We start from the raw sequence: 14,275 nt of genomic DNA, 5'->3' as shown, positions 1-14,275 counted from the left end.
TCCAGCTTCCACACGTTGACCTTCCCCCCGTCCAATCAGAGCCTTGGCGATCTCCTAACCAACCGAGTCGCGCACTGCCACCATGACCGACGAAAGCGACCACACGGCCGTCCCCTCGGCTCCACCAGGCCTTTGGTTCTAATCCTAATGATGTCGGCGCGGGCGGCTTAGTTGCCGCGATAAGTGCTGTATCCGTAGGGGCTGACGACGACCGGCACGTGATAGTGGACGCTGGGGTCGCGGACCTGGAACACGACGTCGATTTCGGGGAAGAAGGGCTGGGTTTCGGCCTCGCCGTAATGGGACATGTCGAACGTCAGCTTGTAGGTGGCGGCGCGGGTGGTGATCTGATCGCCGAATGACCGCACGCGGCCGTTTTCGTCCGTGCGCGCGGCGGCCAGTTGTCGCCAGCCGCCGTCATCGTCCTTGATCGCCAGAGTGACCGGCACATCGCGCCCGCCGACGCCGCGCGCCAGGTCCAGAACATGGGTCGAGATGGTTTCGGCCGATGCGGCGCTGGGGGACAGGAGCAGGGCGGGTGCGGCGGCGAGGGCTGCGATGGCGGAACTGCGCATGGGAAATCCTCAAGGTCGGAGGGATTGTGGGGGAGGGTTCAACCGTCCGTGCGGCCTCAATGCTGGGTTGGTCTAACCAGATCCAGATCGTATCCCAACGCGCGTGTGCGGTTCATGATGACGTCGCGCGTCTCGTCCGAGGGACGGGCCGAGCGGCTGAGCAACCACAGATAACGACCGGAGGGTTCGCCGACGATTGACCAGGAATAGTCGTCCGCGTGATCCAAAACCCAGTAATCTCCGACGTAGAAGGGGCCGAAGAAGGAGACCTTCAGCTTGGCGTTCTGGCTGCCCGGAACGATCTTGGCCTTGCCTTGGGAAGTCTTCTGCGGGCCGGACACGCCGCCCTGTCTACAGGTGTTCAGCACGCCGACCCGTCCGTCTTCACGCATGGTGTACTGGGCGGTGACGCCTTCGCAGCCGCGTTCGAAGCCGTTTTCGTAGCGTCCTATCTCATACCAGAGGCCGGCGTACCGCTCGAGATCGACGGGCTTGGCCGGTTGCGGGACCGCCATGTTGCCGACCGGCCCGCGTTGCAGGGTGGCGCAGGCCCCAAGGGCCACGGCGCCGCCGACGAGAAGCAGGGGAAGAAGGGTTCGTCGAAACGTCATGGCGCCCCAAACGGCCATCGTCGCTGCGGGTTCCCGACGTCGTTTCACCGCAGGACGACATAGCCCCGTTCGATGATGCGGCGCAGCGCTTCATAGGCTTCGGCGAGTTCGTCATAGGCTGTGCGGGCCGAGGTCAGACGGGCGATCTGGTCGGGGGTGACGGCCGAGCCGGAGTGGGCCAGGCGCAGGGATTCCGCCACCCATTTGGCGCGGGCCGTGGCGGTCATGACCGCCAGCTTCTGAAGGGATGAGGGGTCGACGCCGGTCAGGGCCTGGCCGATCACCTCCCTGTTGGCGATATAGGCGGCGTAGTCGATCTGCTCCAGTTGGCCGCGCAGGCGCCGCTGTTCCTGCGGATCCGTGTCCTGCGGCTCGAAATGGTCGCTGTGGCGGCGGGTGCTGGACGTCATCTTGGTCGACATGGGCTTTAGCCCTCCCCGGCCTGTCCCGACGGCCTTCGGCGCCGCGTGAGAATAAGGGTTGCGCCGTATCGGTTAACGCCGCGTTTGCATCGCCGGGCGGCGCGTCCGATATCGCTTGGGCAAACCGCAGCGTGGAGACGATCATGGACCTGAAACTTCAAGGGAAGCGCGCCCTGATCTGCGGCGGCTCGTCGGGCCTGGGGCGGGCGGTGGCGACGGCCCTGGTCGCTGAGGGCGTCCATGTCGTCCTGCTGTCGCGCGACGGCGCCGCCTTGGCCGAGGCGGCCGAGGCGCTGAACGCCATGGGGCCGGGGCGGGCGGGCTTCGTACCGGCGGACCTGGCCGATCACGCCGGCCTGCTGAAGGCCGTCGATCAGGCCGAGGCGCTGCTGGGCGGGCCGGTTGAGATATTGCTGAACAACACCGGCGGGCCGCCGCCTTCCGGGGTCTCCGGGCTGGAGCCCGCCATCTGGCGCGACCATTTCGAAGCCATGGTGCTGTCGATCTTTCGTCTGACGGATCGGGTGCTGCCGGCCATGCGGGCGGCGGGATGGGGGCGCATTCTGAACGTCGCCTCCATCACCGTAGTCGAACCGTCGGCCGCGCTGGGGGTGTCAAATACGTTGAGGGCCTCGGTCGCCGCCTGGGCCAAGACCCTGGCGGGCGAGGTCGGGCCGGACGGCGTGACCGTCAACACCCTGTTGCCGGGCCGGATCGACACGCCGCGCATAGCGCGGCTGGACCAGGCGGCGGCCGAACGGAAGGGCGTGACGCCGCAGCAGGCGCGCGCGGATTCCGTCAGGTCCATCCCCGTCGGCCGCATCGGCGCGCCCGAGGAGTTCGGCGCCGCCGCCGCCTTTTTGGCCAGCCCGCTGGCGGCCTATATCACCGGCTCGCTGATCCGGCTGGACGGCGGAGCGATCAAGGCGATCTAGGCAATCGGCAGTTGTGAGTGTAGCCTGCCGGCTCGGACTGGAGGTTTGTGATGTTGCCCCTGTTGATGCGGATCGTCGTCGATGGCGCGGCCATCGCCCATTCCGCTGCCGCGATCGATCCGGCGATGGTTCGGCCGGCGCCGGTCGTGAATCGGACGGCGGTCGCCTGCGATCCCATGCTGCAGGAGGCGGGGGCGAAGCCCGTGGCCGCGGTTGATCGCCCTGGCGCCCTTCTGGACCGCTCGCGCGACGCGGGGCAGGCGCGACGGTATCTGCTGTTCGATCTGCGCGATCAGAGCAACTGCCCCACGCCGATCAGCTTCGATGTGCCGGGTCAGGGCGTGGCGCTGGGGCGCAATCTGCTTCGGCCGGACCCGGCGCCGGCGCCCCGACCCTTCGCGCCGCCCCCTCGCTGATCAGTTGGGAACCGGGCTGACCGGCTGGCGGTCCGATAGCACGGCCTCAAGATTGTCGATCATCAGCGCGGCCATTGCCTCTCGCGTTTGGACGGTGGCCGAGGCGACGTGCGGCGTCAGGACACAGCGGTCGCTGTCGATCAGGGCCTGGGGCGCGTTCGGCTCGTCGGCGAAGACATCCAGGCCCGCGCCACCCAGCCGGCCCGTGGTCAGGGCGGCGACCAGAGCGTCCTGATCCACCACCTCGCCGCGCGCCACATTGATCAGAACGCCGGCGGGGCCCAGGGCCGCCAGCACCTGGGCGCAGACCAGGCCGCGCGTCGATGCGCCGCCCGGAACGATGACGATCAGCACATCGACCTGGGCCGCCAGATCGACCAGGTTCGGCACGTGCCGCCAGGGCGCGTCGGCGACGGGGCGACGGGTGTGATAGGCGATCTCTCCGGCCAGCGGAACCAGCCGCTCGGCGATGGCCCGGCCGATGCGGCCCAGACCCAGCAGACCGTACTTCAGGCCGGATGCGCGGCGCGACAAGGGCGCCGGCCCCTCGGACGCCCAGCGCCCGGCGCGGACATAGGCGTCCATGGCGGGCAGTCGACGCAGCGTCGCCAGCGCCAGCAGCAGGGCCAGGTCCGCCACATCGTCGTTCAGAACGTCTGGCGTATGGGTGACGACCACGCCGCGCGACCGGGCGTGGGCGACGTCGGTCAGATCATAGCCGACGGCGTGGACGGAGATGATCTTCAGCCCCGGCATTGTGTCGATCAGCCGGGCGTCCACGGTTGCGGCGCCCGAGGCGGCGACACCGACGATCCGGCCCGCGACTTCGGGCGGCCCCAGGCCGTCCGGGCCGGGACGATGCAGGGTCCAGCCCCGCTCGTACGCCTGCCGTGTCAGGATGTCGTCGGCCAGGGCGGGCAGGCCGATCACCAAGATGTCGATGCTCATCCGACCGTTCTAGGCGCGGGGATGGGCGGCCGCATAGGCGTTCAAAAGTCTATCCGCGTCGACGCCGGTGTATTTCTGGGTCGTGGAAAGGCTGGCGTGGCCCAGCAGCTCCTGGATCGAGCGCAGGTCGGCGCCGGCGCCTAGCAGATGGGTCGCGAAACTGTGGCGCAGGGCGTGGGGCGTGGTCCGGTCGGGCAGGCCCAGTCGCCCGCGCAGCCGCTGGACCGAGGCCTGGACGTGGCGGGGACTGAGCGGTCCCCCGCGCCGGGCGCGAAACAGGGCGTCAGCGGGTTGGAGCGGAAAGGGCAGAAGCGCCAGATAGTCGTCCACCGCCTGACGCACGGCGGGCAGGGTCGGGACGATCCGGGTCTTTGATCCCTTGCCGACGATCCGCAGGGTCTCGCCCAGCGGCGCATCGGCGCGTGTCAGCGACAGCCCCTCCGATATCCGCAGGCCGCAGCCGTAGAGCAGGGTCAGGACGGCGCGGTCGCGGGCGGCCTCCCACGGTTCGGCGTCGGGATCGGCGTCGGGTTCGGCCAACAGGCCGCGCGCCTGATCCTCCGTCACCGGGCGGGGCAGGCTGGGCTTGGCCCTGGGGCCGCGCACCAGGGCCAGCTGCGGCGCAGGCGTCTCCAGCCGCCGGTCCAGAAAGGCGTGAAAGCCGCGAATGGCCGACAGGGTCTGGCTCAGCGAACGGGCGGCCAGCGGATGACCGCCGCTGCGCCGCTCGGCCATATGGGCGCGCACCTCGGCGGCGGTGATGGTTCCCATGTCATTCAGCGACGGGGCTTCGCCGCGATGGCGCTCCAGAAAGGCGACGTACAGCCGTCCGATGTGGCCATAGGCTTCCAGGGTGCGGGGCGACAGCCGCCGCTCATGCGCCAGATGATCCAGCCAGGCGCGCAGGGCGTCGGGGGCGGTCAGTTCAGGATGGGCCATCGCTCGGCCATCCGCTCGACCACCCGCGCCAGGAAGGCGGCCAGCTCGCAGCCCATGTTGGGCGTGAAGCCCTCGGGCTCGGGCGAGCCGAAGGCGCACAGGCAGGGGCGCGGCGGACCGCCGGGCGTCAGGTGCGGCGCCATGCGGACCAGGGCGATGGACTTCACCTCGTCCTCGGCGGCGCCGAAAAAGTTCAGCCCCGCGATCATCGGCCCCAGCCAGGTCAGGCCGTGCTCGCCCAGCAGGTTGTCGACGTCGCCTTCTTCCAGCGCGCGCCAGCCGAAAGGCACGCCGCCGGGCTTTTCCAGGGCGATGGCGGCGCCCGCCAGGCCGAACCTCCCTTGCGCCGCCCCGTCCAGGCGACGGGCCAGATCGGAGTGATTGCGCGCCTCCATCAGGTCCAGGGTGGAGACGTGGGTCTGGGTCTGGGCGGCGAAGTTGGCGCGGGCGACCATCTCGATCTCGCGCCGGGCGCCCGCCTCGCGCTCGGCGACGGCCTCCAGTCGTGTCAGGGCGGCGGCGCCGAAGTCCACCACATTGCGCCCATGGGGACGCAGGCCGATCTCTTCCAGCAGGGAACGGTCGTCCAGCAGGGTCTGGGCGTGGGTCTGCAACCAGCCGCGCACCTGGGGCCAATGCAGACCGTCGCCGATGGGGGCGCCTGCGTCCGTTTCAGACGTTTCGAAAAGGTCCAATGAGCCGCTCAACAGACCTCTCCGGGACGTGAAATGCTACAGAATCGACTGACCCGTCTTGGCCCAGTCCGCCACGAAGGCATCAAGACCCTTGTCGGTTAACGGGTGGTTCACCAGCGCCTTGAAGGTGTCCGCTCCGAAGGTGGCGGCGTCCGACCCGGCCACGGCGGCGGCGGCCACGTGGCCGACATTCCGCAGGCTGGCGGCCAGGATCTGGGTCTCGAAACCGTGGACGTCGTACAGGACGCGGATTTCCTCCAACAGGCCGATGCCGTCGGCGCCGTTGTCCTCAAGCCGGCCGACGAACGGCGAGACGAAGGTGGCGCCGGCCTTGGCGGCCAGCAGAGCCTGGGCGGCCGAGAAGCACAGGGTGACGTTGGTCTTGATCCCCTTGTCGGAGAAGACGCGGCAGGCGCGCAGTCCATCCCAGGTCAGGGGCAGTTTCACCACCACGTTCGGCGCGATGGCGGCCAGCGTGTCGCCTTCCTTGACCATGGTCTCGAAATCCAGCGAGACGGCCTCGGCGGAAATCGGCCCCTCGACCAGGGCGCAGATTTCGGCGATGACCTCGGCGATGTTCCGACCCGACTTGGCGATCAGCGACGGATTGGTGGTGACGCCGTCCACCATCCCGGTGGGGACCATGTCCTTGATGACGGCGACGTCGGCGGTATCGAGAAAGAGTTTCATGAGTGGCTTCATAGCCGAGGGCGCAGTTCGGTGAAAGTCGCCTCGGTCCTCATTCCCCTGCCGGTGCCGGAGGCCTTCGACTATGAGGTTCCCGAGGCGCTGACGCTGGCCCACGGAGATTTGGCGCGCGGCGATCAGGTCGCCGTGCCGCTGGGGCCGCGCCTGATCCGGGGCGTGGTGTCGGAGGTGTTCGAGACGACCGGATCGAACCGGCGGCTGAAGGCGGTGGACAGTCGGCTGGACGATCCTGCCCTGCCGGCGGGCGTGATGGAGTTCGTGGAATGGGCCGCGCGCTGGACCCTGTCGCCGCCGGGCGAGATGGCCGCGACGGCGTTGAAGGGTCTGCGCGCGCCGCGTCCCCGGCCGGAACGCCGGGTGCGGAGGGTGGGCGAGCGGGCCCCGTCGCGAGCGACCCCGGCGCGGACGGGCGTGCTGGACGCCTTGGGCGACCGGGCGATGACGGCCGCCGATCTGGCGCGCGCGGCGGGGGTCTCGTCCGGCGTGGTCAAGGGTCTGATCGACGAAGGCGTGCTGGAGATCATCGAGATCGCGGCAGAGGCCGCGTTCGAGCGACCCGATCCCGACCATGCGCCCGCCTTGCTGAACGGCGACCAGGCGGCGGCGGCGGCGGCCATGGCGGACGGCGTGACGGGCGGCGGCTTTCGGCCCTTCCTGCTGGACGGGGTGACGGGATCGGGCAAGACCGAGGCCTATCTGGAGGCCATCGCGCGGGTGCTGCGCGCCGATCCGGCGGCGCAGGTCCTGATCCTATTGCCCGAGATCGCCCTGACCCAGGCCCTGATCGAGCGGATCACGGCTCGGTTCGGCGCGGCCCCGGCTGAATGGCATTCCGGCGTCGCTCCGCCGCGCCGTCGTCAGGTGTGGGAGGCGGTGGTCGCCGGGCGCTGCAACATCGTGGTCGGGGCGCGCTCGGCCCTGTTCCTGCCCTTCGTCAATCTGCGCCTTATCGTGGTGGACGAGGAACACGACGGCTCGTTCAAACAGGAGGAAGGGCTGGTCTATCACGGCCGCGACCTGGCGGTGGCGCGCGCGCGGATCGAGGGGGCGGCGGTGGTCCTGGCCTCGGCGACGCCCTCGCTGGAGACGCTATGGAACGCCCACAGCGGTCGCTACGACTGGCTGAAGCTGGGCGCGCGGCACGGGAAGGCCGTCCTGCCGGACATCGGCCTGCTGGACCTGAGGCAGAACACGCCCGATCCCCAGACCTGGCTTTCGCAGCCGCTGCGGCTGGCCATCGGCGAGACCTTGCTGCGGGGCGAGCAGACGCTGCTGTTCCTGAATCGGCGCGGCTATGCGCCCGTCGTCCTGTGCCGCGCCTGCGGTCATCGGCTGACGGCGCCGGACACTGACAGCTGGCTGGTCGAGCATCGCTATACAGGGCGGCTGGTCTGTCACCTCACCGGCTTCTCCATGGCGCGGCCTAAACTGTGTCCGTCATGCGGGGCCGAGGACTCGCTCGTCTCGGTCGGACCGGGGGTCGAGCGGGTCGAGGAAGAGGTGCGCCAGCTATTCCCCGAGGCGCGCACGGCGGTGTTCAGTTCCGACACCGCGCCTGACGCCCGGTCGGCCCGCGCCCTGATCCAGCGGATGACGGAGGGGGAGATCGACATTCTGGTGGCGACCCAAGCCGCGGCCAAGGGGCACAATTTCCCGCGCCTGACCCTGGTGGGCGTGGTGGACGCGGATCTGGGCCTGCGCGGCGGCGACCTGCGGGCGGCCGAACGCACCTATCAACTGCTGGCCCAGGCGACGGGCCGGGCGGGGCGGTCGGACAAGCCGGGGCGGGCGCTGTTGCAGACCTGGACGCCCGAACATCCGGTGCTGATGGCCTTGGCGGCCGGCGACCGAGACGCCTTCGTGGAGGCCGAGATGGCCGAGCGCGCGGCGGCGTCCCTGCCGCCCTATGGCCGGCTGGCGGCGATCATCCTGTCCAGCGAGAATGCGGTCGCGGTGGAGAAACTGGCCAATGATCTGGCCCAAGCCATTCCCAACGCCGAGCGGCTGGAGGTTTACGGACCCGCGGATGCGCCGCTGGCCCTGGTGCGGGGACGAAGGCGCAAGCGCCTGCTGGTGCGGGCCGACCGCGACGTGAACCTCCAAGCCTTCCTGCGGGCGTGGCTGCAGCGGGTCAAGGCGCCGGGCTCGGTGCGCCTGACCGTCGACGTGGACCCCTATTCGTTCCTCTAGGGGCGGCTCGGTCTCAGACGGCCATGACCGTGCCCAGCAGCAAACGCGCGCCGGGACGGCCCAGGGTGGCGTTGGTGGCGGTCTGGAGATCGGCGGCCAGTCGGTCGACGTCGGGCACGGCGCCGGGACGAAGGCCCGCGCCGAACCGCTGGGCCACGGTGTTGTAGGCGGCGCGCAGACGCGGCGCCGACTGCTGGGCGCGGGTGCGAAGCGCGGCGTCCGGCACGTCCACCCCGGTCTCGATGGTCAGGACCCCGCGTCGCCCGTCGCCGTGAATGATCGCGGCGGTGATGATCGGCAGGCGGAAATAGGTGTCGGGCGAAGCCGCGCCGCCGCCCGAAGAGGCGCGGGCGGCCGGGGTGGTCGTGGCGGAGGCCGTCGCGACGACGGCGAGACCAAGAAGAGCGCGGCGTTCCATGCGCCTGACTTTTAGGCGTCGGCGCTTAAGAAAGCCTCACGCCGCGCGACGCGCCTGAGATTCTGGCTGCGCATCGGTCTCGTCGAAGCGGAAGCCGGCGATCTGGCGGGCCAGGGTCTCGGCCTCGTTGGCCAGTTGGCGGCTGGCGGCGGTGGCCTGTTCGGTCATGGCGGCGTTCTGCTGGGTGATTTCGTCCAACTGTGCCAGGGCCTGGCGCACCTCGGCCAACCGATCCGCCTGGTGGCGCGAGGCCGAGGCCATGCCGCCGGCCAGGTCGTCGACCGCCGCGACCCGCTGACCGATGCTCTGCAAGGCCTCGCCGGCCCGTTCGACCAGTTCGACCCCGCGCGCCACCTGGGCGGCGGAGGTTGCGATCAGGGTTCGGATCTCGCCCGACGCATCGGCCGACCGCTGAGCCAGGGCGCGGACCTCGGCGGCGACGACCGCGAAGCCGCGACCGGCGTCGCCCGCGCGGGCCGCCTCGACCCCGGCGTTCAGGGCCAGCAGATTGGTCTGGAAAGCGATCTCGTCGATCAGGGAGGTGAAGCGGGCGATCTCATGCGAGGAGTCGCGGATGGCCGTCATGGCCTGGGTGGTCTCGTCCACCACGGACCCGCCGTGTTCGACGTCTCGGCGGACGGCGACGACGGCCTGAGCGGTGTTCTGGGCGCCCGTGGCGGCCTGTTCGACCCCGGCGGCGATCTCCTCGGTGGTGGCGGCGGTGCGCTCCAGCCCGGCCGCCTGGCGTTCGGTGCGCACGGCCAGGTCGTCCGAGGCGATGGCCAGTTCGCCCGAGCCGGTCCGGACCGCCTCTGCGCTGTCGGCGACGGCGCCGAAGGCGAGGCGCAGGCTGGCGGCGGCGGCGTTGAAGTCGTCCTTCAGCGTCTCGTATTCGGGTGGGAAATCCGCCCGGATCGACACGCCGAGATCGCCTTGGGCCAGGGTCTTCAGGGCCTTGCCCAAGGCGGCGACCACCTGGCTCTGGCGCGCCTCGGCCTCAGCCTTTGCGGCGGCGACCTGGTCGCGTTCGGCCTCGAGCGCGTCCAGATAGGTGGAGATGGCCAACTCCATGTCCAGCAGGGCGCGCTGGTTCAGTTCGGCCAAAGCCTCGCCGGTCTGACGGTCGTGGGCGGCGCCGGCGAATGGCTTGCGCGGCCGCATCGCCACCGCCTTGATCAGTTCGCCCAGCAGCACGCCGTAGCCGCCGATGTACCAGCGCGGCTCCAGCCCGATGCGGGCGTGGGTGCGGCCGATGACGGCGACGGCCCGGGCGTAGTCGTCGTCGATGCGTCCTGCGATGATGGCGTCCCAGTGTCCGACCTGGGCTGACTTTGCGCGGCCCATATGAGCGTCGTCGTGGAAGAAGCGCCGCGTCTCGGCTGTGGCGCGGATGCGGTCGTAGAAGGCGTCTAGGGCGCCCGGCGCGGCGGCGCGCAGGATGTCCTGCATGGCTCGATAGGCGGCGGACGGCTGGGTCAGACCGGCGAAAGTCGTGCGTTGCTGAATCGCGACGTCGGACATGGCGTTGAACTCCACTGATACTGGCCGGACGCCCCCGTCACGGCCTCCCCGCCTTTAGCGAGCGGGGGTTTGGGTCACGTTAACACGCGGCTTGACGGAAGCTGGATCGCATAAGGATATCTTTATACGATCGTTGCCCCCAAGACATTGTCGGGGTATGAGGCGCCAAATCCATCCTTCGGCCAGGAGCCCGAGCCATGACCGACTACATCGTCCGCGACATTTCCCTGGCCGACTGGGGCAATAAGGAAATCGCCATCGCCGAAACCGAAATGCCGGGCCTGATGGCGCTGCGTGACGAGTTCGGCGCCGCCAAGCCGCTGAAGGGCGCCCGCATCGCCGGATCGCTGCACATGACCATCCAGACGGCGGTCCTGATCCAGACGCTGGAAGCCCTGGGCGCCGAAGTGCGCTGGGCCTCGTGCAACATCTTCTCGACCCAGGACCACGCCGCCGCCGCGATCGCCGCCAACGGCACCCCGGTCTTCGCCACCAAGGGCGAGACGCTGGTGGAATACTGGGACTATGCGCACAAGATCTTCGAATGGGCCGACGGCGGCTATCCGAACCTGATCCTGGACGACGGCGGCGACGCCACCCTGCTGACCGTTCTGGGCCCCAAGGCCGAGAAGGACATCTCGGTCCTGGCCAACCCGCAGAACGAAGAGGAAGAAGCCCTCTTCTCCGTCATGAAGCGCTACATCGCCGAAAAGCCCGGCTTCTATTCGGCGATCCGCGACGCCATCGGCGGCGTGTCGGAAGAGACCACCACCGGCGTTCACCGCCTGTATCAGATGGCCGAAAAGGGCGAGCTGCCCTTCCCCGCCATCAACGTCAACGACAGCGTCACCAAGTCCAAGTTCGACAATCTGTACGGCTGCCGTGAATCCCTGGTCGACGCCATCCGTCGCGGCACCGACGTGATGCTGTCGGGCAAGGTCGCCGTGGTCTGCGGCTATGGCGACGTGGGCAAGGGCTCGGCCGCCTCGTTGCGCCAAGGCGGCGCCCGCGTGATCGTGACCGAAATTGACCCGATCTGCGCCCTTCAGGCCGCGATGGAAGGCTATGAGGTCCAGACCCTGGACGACACCGCCGACCGCGCCGACATCTATGTGACGACGACGGGCAACAAGGACGTCATCACGGTCGATCACATGCGCCGGATGAAGAACAACGCCATCGTCTGCAACATCGGCCACTTCGACTCGGAAATTCAGGTCGCGGGCCTGAAGAACTTCAAGTGGGACGAGATCAAGCCGCAGGTCCACCACGTCGAGTTCCCGGACGGCAAGAAGATCATCCTGCTGTCGGAAGGCCGTCTGGTGAACCTGGGCAACGCCACGGGCCACCCGTCCTTCGTGATGTCGGCGTCCTTCACCAACCAGACCCTGGCCCAGATCGAGCTGTGGACTAACGCCGACAAGTACGAGAACAAGGTCTACACCCTGCCCAAACACCTGGACGAGAAGGTCGCCTTCCTGCACCTGGCCAAGCTGGGCGCCAAGCTGACGACCCTGACCAAGGACCAGGCGGACTATATCAATGTGCCGGTCGAAGGCCCCTTCAAGGCGGATCACTACCGTTACTAAGCCCCTGTTCGCGGGGGTCGTCCGATGACGAGGGCGTCCTACGACGTCCTTGTCATCGGGGCGGGCGCGGCCGGCATGATGTGCGCCATCGAAGCCGGGCGGCGCGGACGCCGGGTGCTGGTCGTCGATCATGCCGACCGCCCGGGCGAGAAAATCCGCATCTCGGGCGGCGGGCGCTGCAATTTCACCAATCTTGGCTGCGGACCGGCGAACTTCCTGGGCGAGAACCCCCGGTTCGCCACCTCGGCCCTGCGCCGCTACACCCAGCACGACTTCGTCAAACGCATCGATAAGGCCGGCATCGCCTGGCACGAAAAAACGCTGGGCCAGCTGTTCTGCGACGACAGCGCCAAGCAAATCGTCCGTATGCTGACGGACGACATGGCGGCGGCGGGCGTGACCCTGAAAATGAAGACCGGGGTGGAGCGTCTGGCCCGCAGCGGCGACGGTTTCACAGCCCATCTGTCGGATGGATCGCAGGTCACGACGGCGGCTCTGGTCGTGGCGACGGGCGGCAAGTCCATTCCCAAGATGGGGGCCACCGGCTGGGCCTATGAGGTGGCGCGTCAGTTCGACATCCGCGTCACCGACACCCGCCCCGCGCTTGTCCCCCTGACCTTCGAGGCGGGTCTGCTGGAGACGCTGACGCCGCTGGCCGGCGTGGCGGTGGACGCCGTGGTCGCCTCATCCCCGGAAACCAAGGCCGAGGCAAAGGCGCGAAAGGCCAGCTTCACCGAGGCCATGCTGTTCACCCACCGGGGGCTCAGCGGCCCGGCCATCCTGCAGATCAGTTCCTACTGGCGCGAGGGCGAGGCCATTGTCGCCTCCATGGCGCCGGGTCGGAACATCTTCGACGAACTGAAGGCGGCCAAGGCGGCGAATGGCCGCCAGGCCATCCACACGGCGCTCAGCCACATCATCCCCCGCCGTCTGGCCGAGACCCTGTGCGCGCGTGAGGGGGCGGCGGGCAATCTGGCCGACCTGTCGGACAAGGTGCTGCGGCGGCTGGATCAGGCGGTGAACGCCTGGAGCGTCAAGCCCGTAGGTTCAGAAGGCTACCGCACCGCAGAGGTGACATTGGGCGGCGTCGACACCGCGGCCCTGGACCAGCAGACGATGCAGGCCAAGGCCGTGCCCGGCCTCTACTTCATAGGCGAGGCGGTCGATGTGACCGGCTGGCTGGGCGGCTATAATTTCCAGTGGGCCTGGTCGTCCGGCTGGGCGGCGGGGCAGGCGTGCTGATTTTTAGGGTGCAATCCGTGCACTTTTTCGGCGATGGGGCCGAGACGGGGGCGGCGACGAAACGTCCTGCGGCCGCGCGACGCATGGCGGCGGGGCGGGGCGGCGCCTAGCTTGAACAGGCGGAACGGGCCCTCTGGCGTCACCGCGACCTGGCGTTTTCCCCTTCCTTTCGCCGGGCCGCTGGACGCGATGTCGGACCGCACGGGTGCGTCGACGCGGCGGGGCTTTCTCCCCTCCTGGCCTGTCGCGTCGACCGCCCGACCATTCTGGACGGAACGCGGCCAATGACGCCGCCGCTTGAAGGTCGGCCTCAGAGAATCTGCGCCGCCTCCTCGAACGACAGGCGCGGCGAGCGGGGGAAGAGGTTTTCGTCCGAGCCATAGCCCAGGTTGAGGATGTAGTTCGGCTCGACGTTGCTGTCAGGGAAGAACTCGGCCTTCACCGCCGCCGCGTCGAAGCCGGACATCGGCCCGACGTCCAGACCCAGGGCGCGGGCCGCGATGGTCAGATAGCCGCCTTGCAGCGAGGCGTTGCGGAAGGCGGTCTCGCGACGACCGGCCTCGTCGGCGAACCAGGCGCTGGCGCCCGGCGCATGGGGGAACAGGGCGTCCAGATGATCGTGGAAATCCATGTCCTGACCGATGATCAGGGTGACGGGCGCCTGGCGCGTCTTCTCGCGATTGCCCTCGCTCATCAGCGGGATCAGGCGCGCCTTCGCCTCGGGCGAGGTCACGAAGACGAAGCGAGCCGGCGAGCCGTTGACCGCCGTCGGGCCGAACTTGGTCAGCTCGTACAGCCGGCGCAGCAGCTCCGGCGCGACGGGACGGTCTGTCCAGCCGTTGCGCGTCCGCGCCTCGGTGAACAGTTGCGACAGGGCGGCGTCAGACAAGGGGGCGTCGCGTGAAGTGGTGGCGTCGTAGGCCATGGAATGCCATCCTGATTGGAACAGAAACGATTGCCGGTGCTAATTGGGGCGGATCGGGATGGTCGCAAGCGCGAATGCGGCGCCTCAGCGTTTCCGATTCTGCGATCCGCCGCCGAACCCCCTGTCGCGCCGGCCGTCTTC

15 protein-coding genes are annotated in these 14,275 nt (G+C 69.0%); 5 read left to right on the top strand and 10 right to left on the bottom strand.

Annotation, left to right across the window (positions count from 1 at the left end):
* Positions 1-167: 167 nt before the first annotated feature.
* The 3 genes from uraH to KZX42_RS08215 are packed head-to-tail and all read right to left on the bottom strand — an operon-like array spanning position 168 to position 1,608.
* Positions 168-575, bottom strand: a complete 408-nt coding sequence (gene uraH, locus KZX42_RS08225; protein WP_248118715.1) for a hydroxyisourate hydrolase — start codon at positions 573-575, stop codon at positions 168-170.
* A gap of 56 nt (positions 576-631) precedes the next feature.
* Positions 632-1,186, bottom strand: a complete 555-nt coding sequence (locus KZX42_RS08220) for a lipocalin family protein (protein WP_248118714.1) — start codon at positions 1,184-1,186, stop codon at positions 632-634.
* A gap of 44 nt (positions 1,187-1,230) precedes the next feature.
* The gene (locus tag KZX42_RS08215) at positions 1,231-1,608 is read right to left on the bottom strand and encodes a hypothetical protein (protein ID WP_248118713.1); all 378 of its coding nucleotides are present in this window, start codon (positions 1,606-1,608) and stop codon (positions 1,231-1,233) included.
* Positions 1,609-1,751: 143 nt separating this feature from the next.
* Between KZX42_RS08215 and KZX42_RS08210 the strand changes: the two genes are divergently transcribed.
* On the top strand, positions 1,752-2,543 hold the full coding sequence (locus KZX42_RS08210; RefSeq protein WP_248118712.1) for an SDR family oxidoreductase: 792 nt from the start codon (positions 1,752-1,754) through the stop codon (positions 2,541-2,543).
* Between the two features lie 50 nt (positions 2,544-2,593).
* Positions 2,594-2,959: a hypothetical protein gene (locus tag KZX42_RS08205; RefSeq protein ID WP_248118711.1), complete on the top strand. Its 366-nt coding sequence runs from the start codon at positions 2,594-2,596 to the stop codon at positions 2,957-2,959.
* Here the strand turns inward: KZX42_RS08205 and KZX42_RS08200 are convergent, their stop codons facing one another.
* From KZX42_RS08200 to fsa, 4 genes are read right to left on the bottom strand one after another with little or no spacing between them, the layout of a single operon-like run.
* A complete protein-coding gene (locus KZX42_RS08200) occupies positions 2,960-3,907 on the bottom strand; it encodes an NAD(P)-dependent oxidoreductase (RefSeq protein WP_248118710.1) in 948 nt (315 codons plus the stop codon).
* A 9-nt stretch (positions 3,908-3,916) separates the two neighbouring features.
* Positions 3,917-4,846, bottom strand: coding sequence for a tyrosine recombinase XerC (locus KZX42_RS08195; RefSeq protein WP_248118709.1), 930 nt, complete (start codon positions 4,844-4,846; stop codon positions 3,917-3,919).
* Positions 4,828-5,541 carry a DUF484 family protein gene (locus KZX42_RS08190; protein WP_248118728.1) on the bottom strand — a complete coding sequence of 238 codons (714 nt, stop codon included), beginning with the start codon at positions 5,539-5,541 and terminating at the stop codon, positions 4,828-4,830. The genes KZX42_RS08195 and KZX42_RS08190 overlap by 19 nt, the downstream gene beginning before the upstream one ends.
* 36 nt (positions 5,542-5,577) lie before the next feature.
* A complete protein-coding gene (fsa, locus tag KZX42_RS08185) occupies positions 5,578-6,231 on the bottom strand; it encodes a fructose-6-phosphate aldolase (RefSeq protein WP_248118708.1) in 654 nt (217 codons plus the stop codon).
* A 30-nt stretch (positions 6,232-6,261) separates the two neighbouring features.
* Between fsa and KZX42_RS08180 the strand changes: the two genes are divergently transcribed.
* The gene (locus KZX42_RS08180; RefSeq protein WP_248118707.1) at positions 6,262-8,439 is read left to right on the top strand and encodes a primosomal protein N'; all 2,178 of its coding nucleotides are present in this window, start codon (positions 6,262-6,264) and stop codon (positions 8,437-8,439) included.
* Between the two features lie 13 nt (positions 8,440-8,452).
* Here the strand turns inward: KZX42_RS08180 and KZX42_RS08175 are convergent, their stop codons facing one another.
* A complete protein-coding gene (locus KZX42_RS08175; protein WP_248118706.1) occupies positions 8,453-8,857 on the bottom strand; it encodes a Tat pathway signal protein in 405 nt (134 codons plus the stop codon).
* A gap of 36 nt (positions 8,858-8,893) precedes the next feature.
* Positions 8,894-10,378: a globin-coupled sensor protein gene (locus KZX42_RS08170; protein ID WP_248118705.1), complete on the bottom strand. Its 1,485-nt coding sequence runs from the start codon at positions 10,376-10,378 to the stop codon at positions 8,894-8,896.
* A gap of 197 nt (positions 10,379-10,575) precedes the next feature.
* Between KZX42_RS08170 and ahcY the strand changes: the two genes are divergently transcribed.
* Complete coding sequence (gene ahcY, locus KZX42_RS08165; RefSeq protein WP_248118704.1) at positions 10,576-11,967, top strand: adenosylhomocysteinase; 1,392 nt, start codon at positions 10,576-10,578, stop codon at positions 11,965-11,967.
* Between the two features lie 24 nt (positions 11,968-11,991).
* Positions 11,992-13,209 carry an NAD(P)/FAD-dependent oxidoreductase gene (locus tag KZX42_RS08160; protein WP_248118703.1) on the top strand — a complete coding sequence of 406 codons (1,218 nt, stop codon included), beginning with the start codon at positions 11,992-11,994 and terminating at the stop codon, positions 13,207-13,209.
* A gap of 310 nt (positions 13,210-13,519) precedes the next feature.
* On the opposite strand, the gene KZX42_RS08155 is transcribed toward KZX42_RS08160, so the two are convergent.
* Entirely contained in the window at positions 13,520-14,134 is a 615-nt protein-coding gene (locus tag KZX42_RS08155) for a malonic semialdehyde reductase (protein ID WP_248118702.1), read from the bottom strand.
* Positions 14,135-14,275 lie beyond the last annotated feature (141 nt).

The sequence above is a fragment of the Brevundimonas sp. EYE_349 genome, from assembly GCF_023147505.1.
GTDB lineage: Bacteria > Pseudomonadota > Alphaproteobacteria > Caulobacterales > Caulobacteraceae > Brevundimonas.
Note: the sequence above shows the minus strand (reverse complement) of the source record. Positions and strands in the feature narration are given on the sequence as shown.

Bases quoted from the DNA above. Each gene is read 5' to 3' on its own strand.
- uraH (WP_248118715.1), bottom strand. From the start codon at position 575: ATGCGCAGTTCCGCCATCGCAGCCCTCGCCGCCGCACCCGCCCTGCTC.
- KZX42_RS08220 (WP_248118714.1), bottom strand. From the start codon at position 1,186: ATGACGTTTCGACGAACCCTTCTTCCCCTGCTTCTCGTCGGCGGCGCC.
- KZX42_RS08215 (WP_248118713.1), bottom strand. From the start codon at position 1,608: ATGTCGACCAAGATGACGTCCAGCACCCGCCGCCACAGCGACCATTTC.
- KZX42_RS08210 (WP_248118712.1), top strand. From the start codon at position 1,752: ATGGACCTGAAACTTCAAGGGAAGCGCGCCCTGATCTGCGGCGGCTCG.
- KZX42_RS08205 (WP_248118711.1), top strand. From the start codon at position 2,594: ATGTTGCCCCTGTTGATGCGGATCGTCGTCGATGGCGCGGCCATCGCC.
- KZX42_RS08200 (WP_248118710.1), bottom strand. From the start codon at position 3,907: ATGAGCATCGACATCTTGGTGATCGGCCTGCCCGCCCTGGCCGACGAC.
- KZX42_RS08195 (WP_248118709.1), bottom strand. From the start codon at position 4,846: ATGGCCCATCCTGAACTGACCGCCCCCGACGCCCTGCGCGCCTGGCTG.
- fsa (WP_248118708.1), bottom strand. From the start codon at position 6,231: ATGAAACTCTTTCTCGATACCGCCGACGTCGCCGTCATCAAGGACATG.
- KZX42_RS08175 (WP_248118706.1), bottom strand. From the start codon at position 8,857: ATGGAACGCCGCGCTCTTCTTGGTCTCGCCGTCGTCGCGACGGCCTCC.
- KZX42_RS08170 (WP_248118705.1), bottom strand. From the start codon at position 10,378: ATGTCCGACGTCGCGATTCAGCAACGCACGACTTTCGCCGGTCTGACC.
- ahcY (WP_248118704.1), top strand. From the start codon at position 10,576: ATGACCGACTACATCGTCCGCGACATTTCCCTGGCCGACTGGGGCAAT.
- KZX42_RS08160 (WP_248118703.1), top strand. From the start codon at position 11,992: ATGACGAGGGCGTCCTACGACGTCCTTGTCATCGGGGCGGGCGCGGCC.
- KZX42_RS08155 (WP_248118702.1), bottom strand. From the start codon at position 14,134: ATGGCCTACGACGCCACCACTTCACGCGACGCCCCCTTGTCTGACGCC.